This is a genomic window from Duganella dendranthematis, assembly GCF_012849375.1.
In the GTDB taxonomy this organism is placed as follows: Bacteria; Pseudomonadota; Gammaproteobacteria; order Burkholderiales; family Burkholderiaceae_D; genus Rugamonas; species Rugamonas dendranthematis.
Genome location: NZ_CP051684.1, coordinates 2,662,150 through 2,679,454, shown reverse-complemented (window position 1 = coordinate 2,679,454; position 17,305 = coordinate 2,662,150). Strand labels below are relative to the sequence as shown.

Sequence of the window (17,305 nt, the reverse complement as noted above, 5' to 3'; positions counted from 1 at the left end):
TTTTTTATTTCAGATACCGGCTGTCGTGACCGAGCACGATGCGCATGTCGGCATACGCCGAACCGGCGCGCCGCTGCTCCAGCTGCTGTTCCAGCCGCAGGCCGAGACGCCGGCCCAGCGCCTGCGCCACCTGCCGCTGCTCGCGCGGATACTCGATGCGGCTGAGCGGTACCACGAACGGCCGCAGATTCGACAAGCGCACTGTCTTCACACCGTCCACTTCCAGTGAGCGGGCCAGCCGCGCAGCCGCGCCGGCAACGCCATTGCCGTTGCTGATCTCCAGCCGCACCGCCAGCGCGGACGCAGGCGCTCGCGCAGTCTCCCCGCTGCGCAGCACCTCCACCAGCGCCGGGCCGAGACGCCTGAGCTGCGTGCGCGGCATGCTGTCACCCATCGCTTCATCGCGCGCCTGCATCAGCGTGGCGTAGTCCTGCTGCACATCGTACTTGCGCAGCGACGCCGCCTGCAGATACATGACGGCGGCGCGTTCGCGCTGTCCAGCGACAGCCAGCGCCGCAGCCAATTGTTCCCACCGCGCCGGATCGAGCGGATCACGCATGCAGGCCTGCTCCAGCGGCGTGATGGCATCCGCCACCGGCTCATCAACCTGCATGCCGCTGCACGCCGCCAGCAGCGCACAGGCAGCGAGAGATGATTTCTTCATCATGGCTCCCTAGTGAGTTTGCTGCATCATGCGATAAACCTGAATGCCAGCGGGACCGATCAGCACCAGCATCAAGGTCGGGAAAATGCAGAAGATCAGCGGGAACAGCAGCTTCAACGCGATCTTGGCGGCGGCTTCCTCGGCCAGCACGCTACGCTTGCTGCGCAGGTTGTCGGAATGGATGCGCAGTGAATCGCCCATGCTGGTGCCGAAACGCTCGGACTGGATCAGCATCGCCACCAGCGTGTCCACATCCTCCACGCCGCTGCGCAAGGCCAGGTTGCGCAAGGCGCGCTCCTTGGTGAAGCCGGCGCGCATTTCCATCAGCGCCAGTTGCAGCTCCTGCGCCAGCGCCACGCTCTTGATGTGGATCTCGCCGGCCACCTTGGCCAGCGCGCGCTCCAGGCTCAGGCCCGCCTCCACGCACACCGTCAGCAAATCCAGCGCATCGGGGAAGTTTTCAAAAATGTCGCGGCAGCGCACCGCCGCCTTGTGCGCCAGTACCGCGTTAGGCAGGTAGTAGCCGATGCCGGCCACCAGGAGCAACAAGTACATGAAACCCTTCTGCGGCCCGTTCAACGCAATAGCGCCGCACAAGGCCACGATGGAGGGCAGCGCCAGTGCCAGCACCGTCTTGGCGGCGAAATACAGCGACGGCGCCGATGCGCTGCGCCAGCCCGCATTCATGAAGCGCGTGCGCAGCGGTGACTTCTCCCAGCCCTCCTCCGGCAGCGACAGGCGCGAAAACGGCTGCGCCACGTGCGCGACTTTTTCAACCCAGCCGGTGGCCACCAGATCGGGCGCCGCCGCAGCCGGCTTCACCACCTCGCTCAAACGTTCGCGCAACGCCAGCGGTGAAAATGCCAGCAGCGCAGCCACCGCCACACCGGCAGCCACCAAAAATACAATGGCCAGGAAAATGATTTGCGATCCGTCCATCGTCGTCTCCTTCAAATACGGATGCGTATCAGCTTGCGCATCCATAGCACGCCAAACACCGCCACGCCAAACGCATACCACATCAACTTGACGCCAATTGGATCGGTCCACAGCAGGCGCACGTAGGCGGGATTAGAGATCACCATCAGCAGCATCACACCCAGCGGCAGCACGCCCAGCACCCAGGCGGACATGCGGCCTTCGGCAGACATCACCCGCACCTGAGCCAGCAGCTTCAGACGCGAACGTATCAGGCGGCTGATATTGCCGAGTACCTCGGCCAGGTTGCCGCCGGATTCGCGCTGTATCAGCACGGCGATCACCAGATAGCGCAAGTCCGTCAGTGGCACGCGCAGCGCCAGGTTGTGCAAGGCTTCGTTCATAGGCACGCCGTAGTTGATTTCTTCGTAGGCGAACTTGAATTCGCTGGCGATGGGGTCCGGCAGCTCCTCGCCCACCATCTGCATCACGTTGGCGAAGGAATGGCCGGCACGCAGTGCGCGGCCAAGGAAGTCCGCCGCTTCGGGCAACTGCTGTTCCAGCTTGCGCAGGCGCGCGCCACGGATGCGCATCAGCAGCAGCCATGGCAAAGCGGTGGCAGCGGCCAACACGCCGGCCGCCAGCAGGAACGGCATGGCCACCAGCTGCGACAGCAGCAACCCCACCACCATCATCACCAGCGAACCGCCGAGGAACTGGGCTACCGACCAACGCACGCCGGCCTGCATCAGCAAGCGGTCCAGCGCCGCCAGTCGCGCGATGCGGCGCAGCTGCCTGTCCAGCGCCGGATGACTGCTGTAAGCGCGGCGCTTGAGAATATCCACCCGCTCGATGCCGCCCTGCCCGGTGGCCGCCATCAGCCGCAGACGCTTGGCGATACGCCGCGCCGCGCCGCCATGCGCGCCGGACCACCACAGCCAGGCGCCTTCCAGCATCAGGATCACGGCCGCGAACAGCAACACGGCAAAGGCAGTAAAGACGCGGTCCATGGCGCTTACTCGTAGACCCGTTCCGGATCGAACACGCTGTCCGGCACGCCCACGCCGAACATGCGCAGCCGGTCGGCAAAACGCGGACGCACGCCGGTGGCGTAGAAACTGCCCTGCACCGCGCCATGCGTATCCACGCCCTTCTGCTCGAAGCGGAAAATCTCGTGCATGGCAATCACCTCGCCTTCCATGCCCGTGACTTCCTGCATGCTGACCAGCTTGCGTGTGCCATCGGTCAGGCGCGATACCTGCATCACCACCGTCACGGCGGAGCAGATCTGCTGGCGCGTGGCACGCGGCGTCAGGTTCACGCCGGCCATGCCGACCATATTCTCCAGCCGCGACAGGGCGTCGCGCGGCGTGTTGGAGTGGATGGTAGCCAGTGAGCCTTCGTGACCGGTGTTCATCGCCTGCAGCATGTCCAGCGCTTCCGGCCCGCGCACCTCGCCGAGGATAATGCGGTCCGGCCGCATGCGCAGCGCGTTGCGCACCAGCGAACGCTGATTGACCTCGCCCTTGCCTTCGATATTCGGCGGCCGCGTCTCCAGCCGCACCACATGCGGCTGTCGCAACGCCAGCTCCGCCGCATCCTCGATGGTAACGATACGCTCATGCGCAGGAATAAACCCGGACAGCACATTCAGCATGGTGGTCTTGCCAGAGCCGGTGCCGCCGGAGATCAGGATATTGACCTTGGCCTGCCCCAGCGCCTGCAATACCTGCACCATCGGCGGCGTCAGGCTGCGGTACGCCAGCAGGTTGTCGATGCTGAGCGGGTTGACGGCAAAACGGCGGATCGACAGGATCGGTCCATCGATCGCCAGCGGCGGGATGATGGCGTTGACGCGCGAGCCATCCGGCAGGCGCGCATCCACCATCGGGCTGGATTCATCGACACGCCGGCCCACGCGCGAGACGATCTTCTCGATGATCTTCATCAGGTGCGCGTTGTCGTTGAAGGTGGTCTCGGTCAGTTCCAGTTTGCCGGCGCGCTCCACATACACCTTGCTGGCCGTGTTAACCAGGATGTCCGACACGCCAGGATCGGCCAGCAATGGCTCCAGCGGACCAAAGCCCAGCATCTCGTGCTGGATATCCAGCACGAGATTATGCCGTTCGTGCTGATTGAGCACGATGCGTTCTTCCTCGATGATGCGCTGGACCAGCAGCGCCAGCTCATGCTTGAACTGTTCCGGCGTCAGGCGCTTCAGTCGTTCCAGGTCGATGCGGTCCAGGATCGTCTGGTGCATGCTCTTCTTCAGTTCCTGATACGCCGCGGCGGCCAGGCCCGGTGGACCGTTGCTGCCGTTGTGGCTATCGTCGGCGTGTGACAGGCGTTCGCGTAAGCTCATCTCATCCTCCATCGTTACGGCCAAAGATGCGGTCGAACAGGCCTTTGCTCTCCGCCACGCGGCGCGACGCCACCAGTTCCACCAACTCCGCCAGGCTGCGCGCCACATTGCTGCTACGCGAAAGCTGCAGCACCGGTATGCCCTGGTTGACCGAGTCGGTCGCCGACAGGTAATCGTTGGGTACCGTGTGCACCACGTCCGCGCCGAGCGCCTGCTCCAGGTCCGTCAACCGCAGCTTGCCACCCTTCTCGTAGCGGTTGACGATCAGACGCGTGCGCTCGTTCGGGTAGCCCAGCGAGCGGAAAATGTCCAGCAGGCGGCGGCCGTCGCGGATATCCGGCAGCGCCAGTTGCAGCACCGGGTAGATGGTGTCCGCCTGGTCCAGCGCGCGCAGTGAGATGGCGTCGATCTGGCGGCCGACATCGAGCACCACAAAGTCATAATGCTGGCGGGCGATGCGCAGGATGGTGTCCATGTGCTCCGGCTTCATATCGACCGTACGATTCGGGTCGTCCGCCGCCGCCAGCACGCCAAAGTTGGAGGCCACGTGCACCAGGCAGGAATCGAGGAAGGCGCCGTCCATGCGGCTTATCTGCGCGCAGATATCGGACAGCGTCATCGCCGGCTTCTGGTCGGAGACATACAGCGTAGCGTCGCCAAACTGGCCATGCAGGTCGATCAGCAGCACCTTCTTGTCCGCCAGCGCGGCCAGCGCGTAGCCGAAATTGGTGGACAAAAAAGTCGCACCGCTGCCGCCCTTGCAGGAGATGAAGGCCAGTACCTTGCCTTCGCGGACGGGACTCAGGCCAGCCGCCACTTCGATACGGTCCAAGGCTTCATGGAAGGCGCGGTGCACCAGCGGCAGCGGCAGCACCTCGCGCATGCCGGCGCGCATGGCGCGTATCAGCAGGTCTTGCTGTGGATCGCGCGTCAGCAGCATGAAGCTGGCGGATGGATAGTGCTTGCTCAGGCGTTCAACCAGTTCGCCCTCGTCGTCCGCGATGTCGCTGGCGTCCAGCACCACCAGTTCCGGCACTTCCGGCAGTTGGCGTTCCACCGCATCGCGCAGTCCTTTGCGCGACGCCACCAGCTGCACCGGCGGCATGCGCGCCGAACCTTGCGCGGCGATCTCCGCGTGCAGCAGGCTGTCCTTGCTGATCATCAGCGCCTTCATTTCAGACCGCCGTTCATCACGGACGGCTGCTGTTCGCCGCTGGCTTTCTGATAGCGTTCGTAGGCGGCGCGCGCGCTGCGTCCGTCCATGCCGGCCACCGGATCGGTGTTGCGGCCGGCGGCCGGATTCGCGACCTGTTGCGCCAGCGTCATGCGCGTGTCAAGGCCAAATCGGCTGTCCCACTGTGGGGTGGTCTGGACGCATGAAGAAAGTGTGCCTGCCGCCAGCAGGATCAAAAGATAGCGCATAGTCATTCCCTGGTTATTTGCGTTCCGTGCCCTGCGCCGGCGGCGCACCTTCAAGCTGGCCGCCGAGGAACAACCTGGCGCGGCTTGGCGGGGTGACGCTGTCGGTCGGCAGTGTGTAGTTGGCCGGTAGCGGTTGCACCAAGTGGGGTGTGACGACAAACAGCAGCTCGGTGCGATCCTGCTGGAAGTCGGTACTGCGGAACAGCGCGCCGAGCACCGGCAGCTCGCCCAGGATGGGCAGGCCGTGGATGCTGTTGGTCTGGCTGTTTTTAATCAGGCCGCCGATGGCGAAACTCTGGCCGTCGAACAGTTCGACGGTGGTGGCGGCGCGGCGCGTGGTGAACAGCGGCAGGATGGCGGCGCCGGAAAAGCCGGCGGCGGTAATGCCGATGCCTTCACGCGAAATCTCGGATACCTCCGGCGCCACCCGCAGGTTGATGCGGCCTCCCGCCAGCACTGTCGGCGTAAAACGCAGGCCGACGCCGAATTCCTTTTCCTCCAGCGTGACCTTGTTGTTGTCCTGCGCGACTGGCACGAAGATGCGGCCACCGGCGAGGAAGCTGCCTTCCTGCCCGCTGATCGCCATCACCGTGGGTTCGGCCAGCATGCGCACCAGCGCGTCTTGCTTGTCGGCGGCGATGCCGCCATGGTTGCCACTGGCGCGGCCGATGTTCAGCAAGCTTTTCAGCGTGCCGCTGACAAAACTGGTGTTGAGCGCCCCGGCCCAGCTGCCGCCGCCGAAGTTGAGCGCGACGTTGGCTTCCAGCTTCTCCAGCAAGGACTTGGAGACCTCGGCGATTTTCACTTCCAGCATCACCTGCTGCGGCGCGCCGACGTTGAGGAAGTTGACGATGCGCGTGCTGGCTTGCGCGGCGGAGGCGCTGGCGGTTTGCATGGTGGCGTTGGAATCAACACCTTCACGCCGGGCACCTTCTAATGCCTGCGCTGGACGGCGCACGAAGGCGGCGGCCAGTTCCAGCACGCGCGCGACGGTCGGCGCATCATCGACGGTGCCGCTCAGGACCAGCGTGTCGCCGGCGGCGCTGACCTGGATGTTCTTCTGCTCCGGCAGCAGCGCGGCCAGGGCCTGCTGCAGGGCGGTGGGATCGATGCCGACCACCACTTCGACCACGTTACACATGCCGCTGCGGCCTTGCACAATCATATTGCTGCTGCCGACGTCTACGCCCACCACGTATAGCGTGTCTGGCGCCACCAGCATCGCCTGCAAGACGGCAGGGTTGCCGACACTACGCGCCTGCACCGCTTCCGGCATGCGCATCAAAGTGGACTTCCCCAGTTGCAGCGACAAGCTGCCCGGTTGCGCCGCCTGGCCGGTGCAACGCAGACCAGGGCCGTCGGCCGACGACGCTGAAGCTTTCGAAGCCGATGGAGGCACCACAGCCGTCGACGCCTTCAACGCGGCTGTTGCGGTGGGCGGCGGTGCGGCCGGTACGGCTGCCCACGCCGATCCGTCCAATGTCAGCGCGGCGGCAAACAGCGCCCATGCGTGGTGGTGAAGGTCCATGGCGCGCTCACAGGCATTCCTGCGTGCGATGCACGCCCGCGATCACGCCCACACAAGCGCGCGGCGCAACAGTGACGACCTGCACGCGCGGCCTGGCCGCTACCGTCACCGGGGCCGGAGACTGGGTAGCCGGCCCCGCAGCGGCAGGCTTCTGCATGCCAAGCAGCGTGCCCTTGGTCGCGCCGTCCGTGGTGCCGGGACGCGGATCGACCTGGTTGCGCAGCGCCAGCGACAAAGTGCCCACGCTGCGCGCCAGGTCCAGATTCTCGGCCTGCGCCGGCGTCACCTCCAGCGTGACGGCGTTGACCACGCGCGGCTTGGTCTCATCGCGCCCCACTTCCTGCGCCACGGCCAGCACCAGTATCCGCTCCAGCACAATCTTGGAGATGGCACTGTCATTGGCCTGCGTGTTGACGATGATGTCAACGAAATTGCCCGGCAGCGCAAAGCCGGCCACGCCCACCACATCGTTCACCCGCACAGTGATGGCACGCTTGCCCTCGGCGATCAGCGCCGACAGGCCGCCCAGCGTGCCGGCCGGCGCCAGCTTGGCCTCACTCAACGGCTCGTCGCGCAGCACACTGTTTTTCAGCACGCGGCCAACCAACTTGCTGCCGTCGCGCAGCGCCCCGCGCGGCAGCGTCTCGGATGGCCAGTCGATCTGCTTCAGCATCTCGGGCGTCAGGCGCTGGCCCAGATTAACGTCCTGCGCCGCCACCACGATCTTGTTCGAGCCGCCCGGCGTCTGCCGCAGCAGCCAGCGCGAGGCCAGCGCCACCGCCGCCAGCCCGAACACGACGGCCAACGCCATCATCAACAGTGCGCGCCGATTCTTCATGCTATCCGCATCCCGACGTCATCGTCCGCCGCGCGCGTCCCGGTGGCACCGCTACCGCCGGCGAACATGCTGATCCAGGCCTGGTCGAGCGTGGCGATGGAAATGCGCGCCGGTTCGCCCATGTAGCCGGCGAAATCCGCCACTCGGCCGATGATCTCGCGCGGATAGCAGGCCAGCAGCGGCAGGCCGCAGCCAGCGTGCAGCTCATCCAGCAGATAGCGCAGTCCCGCCTCGTCATACACCACGCCCATGCTGAGGCACTGCTGGCGGAACAGCGTGCGGTAACTGGCGGCGCTTAACGCCTCCACCGGAATCTTGTAGCCGATGCGGCGCAGCGCCGGCTCGTCCAGCAGCGCCGACGGCGGCAGGCTGGTGGCAAACACCAGCCGCAAACGGCACGGCACCTGGAAGTGATAGCCGCCCGCTACCGACAGCACACTGCGCTCGGCCTCCTGCGCCTGTGCGAAACGGTTCAGCAGTTCGGCGGCCGGCAAACGCTGGCGGCCCAGGTCATCGACGATCAGCAAACCGTTGTTGGCCTTCAGCTGCGGTGGCGCGCGATAGCAGCCGCTGGCCGCATCCGCTTGCAGGTCCAGCATCTCGGCATCCAACGCGCCATCCAGCGCCACCACAGGACGCTGGCACAACAACCAGCGCGGATCGCTGCTGCGGCGCTCGGGCGTCTGCCGCATCTGGCGCGCCAGCGGCGCGCGGTGCACCGCCGCGTCATACACCTGCACGATGTCCTGTCCCACCACCAGCGCATGCGGCACCGCCACCAGCCCTTGCTGCAAGGTGCCGAGGCGGCGCGCCAGTGTCGACTTGCCGCTGCCGGAGGGGCCGTACAGCAGCACGCTGCGGCCCGCGTGCATGGCGGTACCGAGCATGCGCTGCACCGCCGGTGTCAGAAAATCGTCGGCAAATTCGGCCGCCAGTTCATCGGGGCACGGCTGCGGCAACTGCCTGGCCTGACGTTCGACCATGGCGCGGTAAGCTTCCAGCGTCACCGGCGCCGGCCCGGCGTATGGACTGCGCTCCAGCCAGGTGGCGGCGCGCTGCTTGCCGGTGCTGGTCAACTGGTACTGCACGTTCAGGTCCGACTCGCCGCGCCACGCGACTTCCGCCACGTGTTCGGCCACCATGAAATCCAGCACTTCCCGCAGCACGTTGATCGACAGGTGCAGTCTGGTGGTCAGCACCGGCAGGTGGCTTTTACCGCCCTGGTACAGCGCCTTGGCGATTAGCTCTACGATCAGCTGCTGCGTCAGGCCCGTATCGCGCACCGATTTCGGCGGCGGCGGCAGCAGCGCGTCCGGCTCGGCGTCGAGCAGCTGGGTGTAGGGGGATGGGGGTTCGAGGGCAAGCATCGTTATCTCCGCAAGGCATTTATTTCGGCATGGAATTAAGTCTATCCAGCCCTTGCCCTTCGGACATTGACGTGCAGCAAGCCCTGTTCAGTGATGGGTCCAGGCCAGCATGCCGGCCGTGCCGAGCGCGATCGCCACGCCGTATGGAATACTGCCGACGCTGGCGGCAGGCGCCAGCGGTACCGGCTGCAGCGGCACGCCGAGCAGGCGCAACAGCAGCGGCTTGCAGATCTGCCATAGATTACGGGCGCTGTCGCGCCAGCGTCCGCTGGCCAGCAACATCAGCAGCGCCATCACGCCGCCGATCAGGTAGGACAGCGCGGCGATGTGCAGCGCCAGCCACGGCCCGGTGAAACCGCCCACCATCGCCATCAACTTGACGTCGCCGGCGGCCATGCCGCGCAGCAGGTACAGCGGCAGGAATAAAAAAAAACCGGCGAGGATGCCGGCCAGCCATTGCGACAGCGGCGCCCACGGCGGCCCGCTCAGCAGGTGCAACAGCAGCGCCAGCAGCAAACCGCTCAGCACCAGTACGTTGGGAATCTTGCGCATGGCCAGATCGGTCAGCGCCGCCTGCGTCACCAGGCAGATCAGAATGACTTCAATCGCGTTCAGCATGAGATTTCTCCACGAAAAGGCTTTCCAGCCTGGCTGCGGCTGGAAAGCCTGCTACTGTTACGGCGACTTGATCTTGTTACCGATGGCCTGGAACGCGTCGCTCAGCGCCGGCGTCAGGAAACCGAATGCGGCCACCACGGCGGCCACCATGGTCGCCGCGATCAGGCCGTATTCAATTGCCGTGATACCGTCCTCGTCGCGCGCAAACGCTTTTGCAACTGCAATCAGCGAGTTCATGTCGTACTCCTTGCTTGGTTGATGAAAACCTCTGGCGCGGTGTTCTGCGCCATTGCGTTCCACTATACGGACCGCAAATTTATAAGAGTTGACGTCACGCAAGTTTTCCATGCGGAATCTTTTTTAGTCTATGATGAAGTCGATTGTCGGAAAAAGATCTCATTCTTCATTTATGTAGGTTTTTTTTAGCACACAAGAATTGCCTTGATTGCAAAAAGCTATTATGCTGACCAGCTGTTTTTTGGAAAGGCAAATGGATTCCCTACTGAAACACATGGTGGACATGACCGGTCACCGCGATCACACGATGCTCGACATCTCAGTGATTTCGGCGGTGCAGGAGCTTGCTCACGCCACCCAGGTCCGTGTGTTGACGCTTGCCACGGTTAGGGGGAAGGTATTTGTCCGTCCACGCGCCATCATCAGCGCAGGCGAAGCTGCGCGCATGGTCGATACCTCGGACCAGCAGCATCCGGGCGATTCCATTGACCTCTTCCCGGCGCTGGCGCAATGCATCGCGCGCCACGAATCCGGCGCCGATATCGCCAACGAAGCCGACGAGCACACGCTGTGGCTGCCGATCTGGCTGGGCGACAAGGCCGATACCTGCCTGGAAATCGTCAATCCGACGCCGTACACCAAGGAAACCATCCACGTCATTGGCGGCATCGTCAGTGTCTACCGCAATTTCCAGAATCTGCTCGACTACAGCGAACGCGATTCGCTGACCGGCCTGCTCAACCGCAAGACCTTCGACGATCAGCTGTCCAAGATGCTGGCGGCCAGCACCGAGCAGGACGCGCTGACGCTGCCGGGCGAGCCGGAGCGTCGCATCCACCGCCAGGAAGAAAAGCAATGGCTGGCCGTGGTGGATGTCGACCATTTCAAGCATGTGAATGACCGTTTCGGCCATTTGTACGGCGATGAAGTGCTGATCCTGATCGCCAATCTGCTGACCTCGTCATTCCGCGCGCAAGACCGCGTGTTCCGTTTCGGCGGCGAGGAATTCGTCGTGCTGCTGCGCTCGGCCACGCTGGACGACGCCAAGAAAATCATCGAACGCTTCCGCATGAACGTGGCCGGGCATGACTTCCCGCAAGTGGGCAAGGTGACGGTCAGTGTGGGCTTTGTCAGCATCAGCGCGCTGGAAGCGCCGGTGATCATTCTCGGTCATGCCGACCAGGCGCTGTACTACGCCAAGAGTCACGGCCGCAACCTGGTCTGCCACTACGACGAGCTGGTCACTGGCGGCCTGTTGCAGGCCATTGAATCCAACGATACGGCGGAATTTTTCTAAACAGGTTGTGTCAAAACGCGCGCAGCGAGGCGCCGCAACGAAGCTGAGCGCTTTTTGAGCCGACCTATGCGACGCTCAGGAAGCGCATCGGGTCCACATTCCACTTGGCCGGCGATTCGTGGCCGACGATTTTATCGCCGCCGCCAAAGCCCAGGCCACGCGACAGATCCACGGTTTCCGGCTTGATGTAGACATTCTTCTTGGTATGGAAGAACACGTTGACCTTGGGCGCCAGCAGATTGGTCTCATGTGGCTCGACCACCACCCCCAGGCGTCCCGACTCCAGCAGCACCATGGTGCCCACCGGATAAATCCCCACGCAACGCATGAATTCCTGCGCATACGTCGGGTTGAAGTGAAACTTGCTCCACTCATAAATCTTGCGCAGCGCGGCCGCTGCCGACATGCCCTTGTGGTAGCAGCGATCGGCCGTAATCGCGTCATACACGTCGACAATCGCCGCCATCTGCGCCAGTTCGCTGATGCCGTCGTCGGCTTGCTTGCTCGGATAACCGCTGCCGTCGCGCCGCTCGTGGTGATGCAACGTGATATCCAGCGGAATCGGACCGATTTCCGGCGTTTGCTTCAGGATCTTGTAGCCATCTTCCGGGTGCTTCTTGATGATGGCGAATTCTTCGTCGGTCAGCGGCCCCGGTTTGTTGAGGATGGCGTCCGGCACCAGTGCCTTGCCGGTGTCATGCAACAGCCCGCCCAGACCGGCCTGATGGGTAACGTCGGCCGGCAGATTGCGCGAGCGGCAGAACGCCACCAGCAGCGTGCACACGCTCACCGAATGCAAAAAGGTGTAATCATCCTTGTTCTTGATCCGCAGTAGCCCCACCAGCGCGCCCGGGTTGCGCAGGATCGACTCGGTAATGTTCTGCACCACCGGCTGCACCTGGTCCAGCTCGATAGCCTTGCCAAGACGGGCGTCCTGCATCACCGTCCGCACCAGCGTCGACGCCTGGTGGCGGATCTGCACCGCCCGCTGCATCTCTTCGCCCAGCGACACCCGGGTTTGCACCGGCGCCTTGGCGACGATTTCGACGATCTCGCGTTCGGTGGCGGCTTGCGCTTCGGCCAGCGACGGCGCATCCTGCACATCCAGCCCTTTGGAACTGTCTATGACAACGTCGTGGATGCCGGCGTTGAGGATTTTGCGGATTTCATCGTGGGTGGTCAGCAGGAAGCGGTTGCGCACGAACGGATGGGTCATCCAGTCGCAGCTCAGGTCATGAATATACATGCCCACTTTCAGCTGAGAAGAATCGACTTTCTTTAACATGCGTATACCCATCAGAATAGGGGCTGGAAGACGACCCGCGATGCAAGCAGTATAACAAACTGTGTTTCCTACGGGGATCAAATTTACAACTACAACTACTTTTAAGCAAGTCTCTACCTCTTACTTATTGGATATGGAATTACGACAGCTCCGCTATTTCGTTGCCATCGTCGACCACGGATCGTTGTCCCGGGCGGCGCTGATCCTGCACGTCGCCCAGCCCGCTCTCACCCAGCAGCTGCGCCAGCTGGAGGAAGAACTGGGCGTGCAACTGCTGCACCGTTCCGCCCAGGGCGTGCTCAGCACGGACGCCGGCAAGGTGTTCTACGAGCACGCCCAGGCCATCCTCAAGCAGGTGGCGGACGCGCGTTCCGCTGTGGCGCAGTCGGCCGAGCGGCCAAGCGGCGCCGTCACGCTGGGGCTGCCGCACAGCATCTCTGGCGCGCTGGCGCTGCCACTGCTGACCGCCACCCGCGACCAGTATCCGGAAATCACGCTGCAACTGACCGAGGAATTGACCGGCAACTTGGGCGATCAGCTCAAATCCGGCCGCATCAACCTGGCCGTGCTGTTTGACGATGGCCAGCTCGGCCAGTTCGCCACGACGCCGTTGGTAGAGGAAGAACTGCGCTTTATCTGCCGCACCGATCGGCCTTACGGCGAGGGTGAGCAGTCACTTACACTACAACAGGCGCTGGCCACCACGCTAATCTTGCCGGGATTGCAGCACGGCGTGCGGCCTCGCATCGAGAGCGTGGCGCGCACCGCCGGCCTGACCGTCGGCAACGTGATCGAGATCAACTCCATCGCCATCCTCAAATCGGCCTTGCTGGCAGACATGGGAGCGACCCTACTGCCATCCGCGCCTGTCCTGGACGAACTGCAGCGCGGCACTTTGCGCGCCCAGCGCATCGACCAACCGTCAATTTCCCGCACGGTCGTACTGTGTTATTCCCGCAACATCCCGCTGACCAATGCGGCCACCGCCATCAGCAGATTGGTGCGTCAGGTCAGCGAAACGCTGTGCGTGGATGGGCTTTGGCCGGGTGCCACACCCATATAAGTTATTCTTATACCCCCATCGGCAAACGGTATTTCCGTATACGTCAACTCGCGCCCATACTGGGACTAAGCCGCTAACAATGCGGCACCATGGCTTGTGTCTGGCTCGCTTACCCGGCGTCCTCCAGTCCAAGCGCGATCTGATACCAAAAACGGAGACACCACCATGCCAGACGGCACCAGCAGCCTCACGTCCGTGAGCCTTGACGACAAGTACACTTCCACCAACGGCAAAATCTTCCTGTCCGGCATCCAGGCGCTGGTGCGCCTGCCGATGATCCAGCACGCGCGCGACAAGACCGCCGGGCTGAACACCGCCGGCTTCATTTCCGGCTACCGCGGCTCGCCGCTGGGCGGCTTGGACGAAAACCTGTGGAAAGCCAAGCCGCATCTGGAAGCGCACAACGTGCAGTTTGTGCCAGGCGTAAACGAGGATCTGGCGGCGACCGCCGTCTGGGGATCGCAGCAGGTGGACCTGATCGGCGAGTCGAAATACGACGGCGTGTTCGCCATGTGGTACGGCAAAGGCCCGGGCGTGGACCGCTGCGGCGACGTCTTCAAGCACATGAACCATGCCGGTACGGCGAAGCACGGCGGCGTGCTGCTGGTGGCCGGCGATGACCATGGCGCATATTCGTCCACGCTGCCGCACCAGTCGGACCACATCTTCTCGGCCTGCATGGTGCCGGTGCTCTACCCTTGCAATGTGCAGGAGTATCTCGACCTCGGCATCCATGGCTGGGCCATGTCGCGCTTCTCCGGCTGTGCGGTGGCCTTCAAGGCGCTGGCCGATACGGTGGAATCGTCCGCCTCGATCGACGCCGATCCGTTCCGCGTCGAGACCAGGATACCGAAGGATTTCGTGATGCCGGCCGGCGGCCTGAATGCCCGTCTGTCGTCGGTGCCATTGGGCCAGCAGGCGCGCAATCAGGAAGCGCTAATGCAGGACTATAAAATCTACGCTGCGCTGGCCTATGCGCGCGAGAACAAACTGAATCACACCACCATCGATTCGCCGGACGCCAAACTGGGCATCATCGCCTCCGGCAAATCCTATCTGGACGTGCTGGAAGCGCTGGAAGAACTGGGCATCGATGAAGCCATGGCCGCCAAGGTCGGCCTGCGCCTGTTCAAGGTCGCCATGCCATGGCCGCTGGAACCGGACAGCGTACGCGAATTCGCGCAGGGTCTCGACGAAATCCTGGTGGTGGAAGAAAAGCGCCAGTTCGTCGAATACCAGTTGAAGGAACAGCTGTACAACTGGCGCGACGACGTGCGTCCGCGCGTGGTCGGTAAATTCGATGACAAGGGCGAGTGGGTGGCGCCGCGCGGCGAATGGCTGCTGCCGCCGAAGGCCGACTTCTCCGTGTCGCAAGTGGCGCGCGTGATCGCCAGCCGCGTGGAGCGTTACATCAGCGACGCCAACATCCACGACCAGATCAAGGCGCGCCTGACCTTCCTCGACGCCAAGGATGCGGTGCTGAAGAAGGCCATCAACACGCCGTTCCGCCCGGCCTTCTACTGCTCCGGATGCCCGCACAACACGTCGACCAAAGTGCCGGATGGTTCGTTCGCGCTGGCAGGTATCGGCTGCCACGTGATGGCCACCTCGATCTACCCTGAATTCAACAAGCTGACCACGCACATGGGCGGTGAAGGCGCGCCGTGGATCGGCCAGGCCGCGTTTTCGAAGATTCCGCACGTGTTCCAGAATCTCGGCGACGGCACCTACTTCCACTCCGGCTACCTGGCGATCCGCGCAGTGGTGGCGGCCAAGGTCAATATGACCTACAAGATTTTGTACAACGACGCCGTGGCCATGACCGGCGGCCAGCCGGTGGACGGCCAGACCTCGGTGCCGATGATCGCGCAGCAGATGGCCGCCGAAGGCGTCAAACGCATCGCGCTGGTGACGGAAGACCTGTCGCGCTACACCGACCGTTCCGCACTGCCTTCCAATGTATCGCTGCACGACCGCAAAGACATGGATGCAGTGCAGCGCGAGCTGCGCGAAGTGGCCGGCGTCTCGGTGCTGATCTACGACCAGACCTGCGCCGCCGAAAAGCGCCGCCGCCGCAAAACCGGCGCGTATCCGGACATCGCCAAGCGCATGGTGATCAACGAAGCCGTATGCGAAGGCTGCGGCGACTGCGGCATTCAATCCAACTGCGTCTCCATCCTGCCGAAGGAAACGGAATTCGGCCGCAAGCGCACCATCGACCAATCGTCGTGCAACAAGGACTACTCGTGCGTGAAGGGCTTCTGCCCAAGCTTCGTCACGGTGGAAGGCGGAGCGCTGAAAAAATCCAAAGCCGGCGCCACATCCAACGACGACGGCTGGGATGAACTGCCATCGCCAGCGCTACCGGACTGCGAGCACCCCTACAACATTCTGATCAACGGCATCGGCGGCACCGGCGTGATCACGGTCGGCGCGCTGATGGGCATGGCCGCGCACATTGAAGGCAAAGGCGCCTCGGTGCTGGACATGACCGGCATGTCGCAGAAAAACGGCTCGGTCACGTCGCACGTGAAAATCGCGCGCACGCCGTCGCACCTGCGCGCGCAACGCATCGCCACCGGCGAAGCCGACGTGGTCCTCGGCTGCGACATGCTGACCGCCGGCGCCGCCGATGCGGTATCGAAGATGCGTCCAGGCCGCACGCTGGCCATCGTCAACCTGCACGAGCAGCCACCCGGCTCCTTTGCCCAGAACGCCGACTGGGAATATCCCGCCGCCGACGTGCGCGCGCTGATCGAGGAATCGGTCGGCGAAGGTGCGGCCGATTTCATCGACGCCACCAAGCTGGCCACCGCGCTGATGGGCGACTCGATTGCCGCCAACCTGTTCATGCTGGGCTACGCCTGGCAGCGCGGCCGCATCCCGCTGAAAGAAGAATCGCTGCTGCGCGCGATTGAGCTGAATGGCGTGGCGGTGGCGTCGAACAAGAAGAGCCTTCTGTGGGGCCGTCGCGCCGCCGTGGACCTGAAGCGCGTCGAACGCACCGCTACGCCAGCGCAGCCTATCGTGCTGCAAATGCCGCAAAGCCTGGACGGCATCATCGCCAAGCGTATGGAGTTTCTCACCTCGTACCAGAACGCCGCCTACGCCAGTACCTACTCGGAACTGGTGGCGCAGGTGCGTGCGAAAGAGACGGCTCTGGGCCTGGGTAACAAGCTGTCCAGCGCTGTCGCCAAATCCTACTTCAAGCTGATGGCCTACAAGGACGAATACGAAGTGGCGCGCCTGTACACGGACGGCCGCTTTGTCGAACAGCTGCAGCAGCAGTTCGAGGGCAACTTCAGCGTCAAGTTCAACCTGGCGCCGCCGCTGTTGGCCAAAAAGGACGCCAAGGGCCATCTGGTGAAGGCGGAATTTGGTTCGTGGATGTGGAGCGCTTTCAAGATGCTGGCCAAATTCAAAGCCCTGCGGGGCGGCGTCTTCGACATCTTCGGCTACACGGAAGAACGCAAGATGGAGCGCGCGCTGATCGGCGAGTATCGCGAGATGGTGACGGCGTTGATGGGCCAGCTGAACGCGGACAACCACGCGACGGCGGTCGAACTGGCTGCGCTGCCGGAAAAAGTGCGCGGCTTCGGCCATGTGAAGGAAAAGGCCGTGGCAACCTTCCGTAGCGAGAAAGCACGCCTTCTGACACAGTTCAGCCATCAACGAGCAGCTTGACGTTAACGTAAACGTCATATAA

At 63.5% G+C, this 17,305-nt stretch carries 15 protein-coding genes; 3 read left to right on the top strand and 12 right to left on the bottom strand.

The annotated features are described in order from the left end of the window. Window positions 1-4: 4 nt before the first annotated feature. The 11 genes from HH213_RS12270 to HH213_RS12220 form a co-directional block, all read right to left on the bottom strand. Entirely contained in the window at window positions 5-667 is a 663-nt protein-coding gene (locus HH213_RS12270) for a LytR C-terminal domain-containing protein (protein ID WP_169112430.1), read from the bottom strand. Between the two features lie 6 nt (window positions 668-673). Continuing rightward, window positions 674-1,603, bottom strand: a complete 930-nt coding sequence (locus HH213_RS12265; protein ID WP_169112429.1) for a type II secretion system F family protein — start codon at window positions 1,601-1,603, stop codon at window positions 674-676. 11 nt (window positions 1,604-1,614) lie between these two features. Then, entirely contained in the window at window positions 1,615-2,592 is a 978-nt protein-coding gene (locus tag HH213_RS12260; protein WP_169112428.1) for a type II secretion system F family protein, read from the bottom strand. Between the two features lie 5 nt (window positions 2,593-2,597). Further along, entirely contained in the window at window positions 2,598-3,944 is a 1,347-nt protein-coding gene (locus HH213_RS12255) for a TadA family conjugal transfer-associated ATPase (RefSeq protein ID WP_174864409.1), read from the bottom strand. Window position 3,945: 1 nt separating this feature from the next. Beyond that, entirely contained in the window at window positions 3,946-5,118 is a 1,173-nt protein-coding gene (locus HH213_RS12250) for a CpaE/TadZ family protein (RefSeq protein WP_169112426.1), read from the bottom strand. Further along, the gene (locus HH213_RS12245; RefSeq protein WP_169112425.1) at window positions 5,115-5,366 is read right to left on the bottom strand and encodes a hypothetical protein; all 252 of its coding nucleotides are present in this window, start codon (window positions 5,364-5,366) and stop codon (window positions 5,115-5,117) included. The genes HH213_RS12250 and HH213_RS12245 overlap by 4 nt, the downstream gene beginning before the upstream one ends. Before the next feature lie 13 nt (window positions 5,367-5,379). Next, window positions 5,380-6,894 carry a type II and III secretion system protein family protein gene (locus tag HH213_RS12240; protein ID WP_169112424.1) on the bottom strand — a complete coding sequence of 505 codons (1,515 nt, stop codon included), beginning with the start codon at window positions 6,892-6,894 and terminating at the stop codon, window positions 5,380-5,382. Between the two features lie 7 nt (window positions 6,895-6,901). After that, window positions 6,902-7,732, bottom strand: coding sequence for a Flp pilus assembly protein CpaB (gene cpaB, locus HH213_RS12235; protein WP_169112423.1), 831 nt, complete (start codon window positions 7,730-7,732; stop codon window positions 6,902-6,904). Continuing rightward, window positions 7,729-9,099 carry a DUF8689 domain-containing protein gene (locus HH213_RS12230; protein ID WP_229263407.1) on the bottom strand — a complete coding sequence of 457 codons (1,371 nt, stop codon included), beginning with the start codon at window positions 9,097-9,099 and terminating at the stop codon, window positions 7,729-7,731. The genes cpaB and HH213_RS12230 overlap by 4 nt, the downstream gene beginning before the upstream one ends. A gap of 87 nt (window positions 9,100-9,186) precedes the next feature. Further along, the gene (locus tag HH213_RS12225) at window positions 9,187-9,717 is read right to left on the bottom strand and encodes an A24 family peptidase (RefSeq protein ID WP_169112422.1); all 531 of its coding nucleotides are present in this window, start codon (window positions 9,715-9,717) and stop codon (window positions 9,187-9,189) included. A 57-nt stretch (window positions 9,718-9,774) separates the two neighbouring features. Then, window positions 9,775-9,954 (bottom strand): Flp family type IVb pilin, encoded by a 180-nt coding sequence (locus tag HH213_RS12220; RefSeq protein WP_110846220.1) that lies wholly within the window; start codon window positions 9,952-9,954, stop codon window positions 9,775-9,777. A gap of 253 nt (window positions 9,955-10,207) precedes the next feature. Between HH213_RS12220 and HH213_RS12215 the strand changes: the two genes are divergently transcribed. Further along, window positions 10,208-11,251: a GGDEF domain-containing protein gene (locus tag HH213_RS12215; RefSeq protein ID WP_110846219.1), complete on the top strand. Its 1,044-nt coding sequence runs from the start codon at window positions 10,208-10,210 to the stop codon at window positions 11,249-11,251. Window positions 11,252-11,315: 64 nt separating this feature from the next. Here the strand turns inward: HH213_RS12215 and HH213_RS12210 are convergent, their stop codons facing one another. Beyond that, window positions 11,316-12,536: an HD-GYP domain-containing protein gene (locus tag HH213_RS12210; RefSeq protein WP_110846673.1), complete on the bottom strand. Its 1,221-nt coding sequence runs from the start codon at window positions 12,534-12,536 to the stop codon at window positions 11,316-11,318. A 133-nt stretch (window positions 12,537-12,669) separates the two neighbouring features. On the opposite strand from HH213_RS12210, the gene HH213_RS12205 reads away from it, so the two are divergent. After that, on the top strand, window positions 12,670-13,599 hold the full coding sequence (locus HH213_RS12205; protein ID WP_169112421.1) for a LysR substrate-binding domain-containing protein: 930 nt from the start codon (window positions 12,670-12,672) through the stop codon (window positions 13,597-13,599). 165 nt (window positions 13,600-13,764) lie between these two features. Beyond that, window positions 13,765-17,283 (top strand): indolepyruvate ferredoxin oxidoreductase family protein, encoded by a 3,519-nt coding sequence (locus tag HH213_RS12200; RefSeq protein ID WP_169112420.1) that lies wholly within the window; start codon window positions 13,765-13,767, stop codon window positions 17,281-17,283. Window positions 17,284-17,305 lie beyond the last annotated feature (22 nt).

Excerpts from the sequence above, each read along its gene's own strand:
- HH213_RS12270 (WP_169112430.1), bottom strand. The coding sequence starts at position 667 with ATGATGAAGAAATCATCTCTCGCTGCCTGTGCGCTGCTGGCGGCGTGC.
- HH213_RS12265 (WP_169112429.1), bottom strand. The coding sequence starts at position 1,603 with ATGGACGGATCGCAAATCATTTTCCTGGCCATTGTATTTTTGGTGGCT.
- HH213_RS12260 (WP_169112428.1), bottom strand. The coding sequence starts at position 2,592 with ATGGACCGCGTCTTTACTGCCTTTGCCGTGTTGCTGTTCGCGGCCGTG.
- HH213_RS12255 (WP_174864409.1), bottom strand. The coding sequence starts at position 3,944 with ATGAGCTTACGCGAACGCCTGTCACACGCCGACGATAGCCACAACGGC.
- HH213_RS12250 (WP_169112426.1), bottom strand. The coding sequence starts at position 5,118 with ATGAAGGCGCTGATGATCAGCAAGGACAGCCTGCTGCACGCGGAGATC.
- HH213_RS12245 (WP_169112425.1), bottom strand. The coding sequence starts at position 5,366 with ATGCGCTATCTTTTGATCCTGCTGGCGGCAGGCACACTTTCTTCATGC.
- HH213_RS12240 (WP_169112424.1), bottom strand. The coding sequence starts at position 6,894 with ATGGACCTTCACCACCACGCATGGGCGCTGTTTGCCGCCGCGCTGACA.
- cpaB (WP_169112423.1), bottom strand. The coding sequence starts at position 7,732 with ATGAAGAATCGGCGCGCACTGTTGATGATGGCGTTGGCCGTCGTGTTC.
- HH213_RS12230 (WP_229263407.1), bottom strand. The coding sequence starts at position 9,099 with ATGCTTGCCCTCGAACCCCCATCCCCCTACACCCAGCTGCTCGACGCC.
- HH213_RS12225 (WP_169112422.1), bottom strand. The coding sequence starts at position 9,717 with ATGCTGAACGCGATTGAAGTCATTCTGATCTGCCTGGTGACGCAGGCG.
- HH213_RS12220 (WP_110846220.1), bottom strand. The coding sequence starts at position 9,954 with ATGAACTCGCTGATTGCAGTTGCAAAAGCGTTTGCGCGCGACGAGGAC.
- HH213_RS12215 (WP_110846219.1), top strand. The coding sequence starts at position 10,208 with ATGGATTCCCTACTGAAACACATGGTGGACATGACCGGTCACCGCGAT.
- HH213_RS12210 (WP_110846673.1), bottom strand. The coding sequence starts at position 12,536 with ATGTTAAAGAAAGTCGATTCTTCTCAGCTGAAAGTGGGCATGTATATT.
- HH213_RS12205 (WP_169112421.1), top strand. The coding sequence starts at position 12,670 with ATGGAATTACGACAGCTCCGCTATTTCGTTGCCATCGTCGACCACGGA.
- HH213_RS12200 (WP_169112420.1), top strand. The coding sequence starts at position 13,765 with ATGCCAGACGGCACCAGCAGCCTCACGTCCGTGAGCCTTGACGACAAG.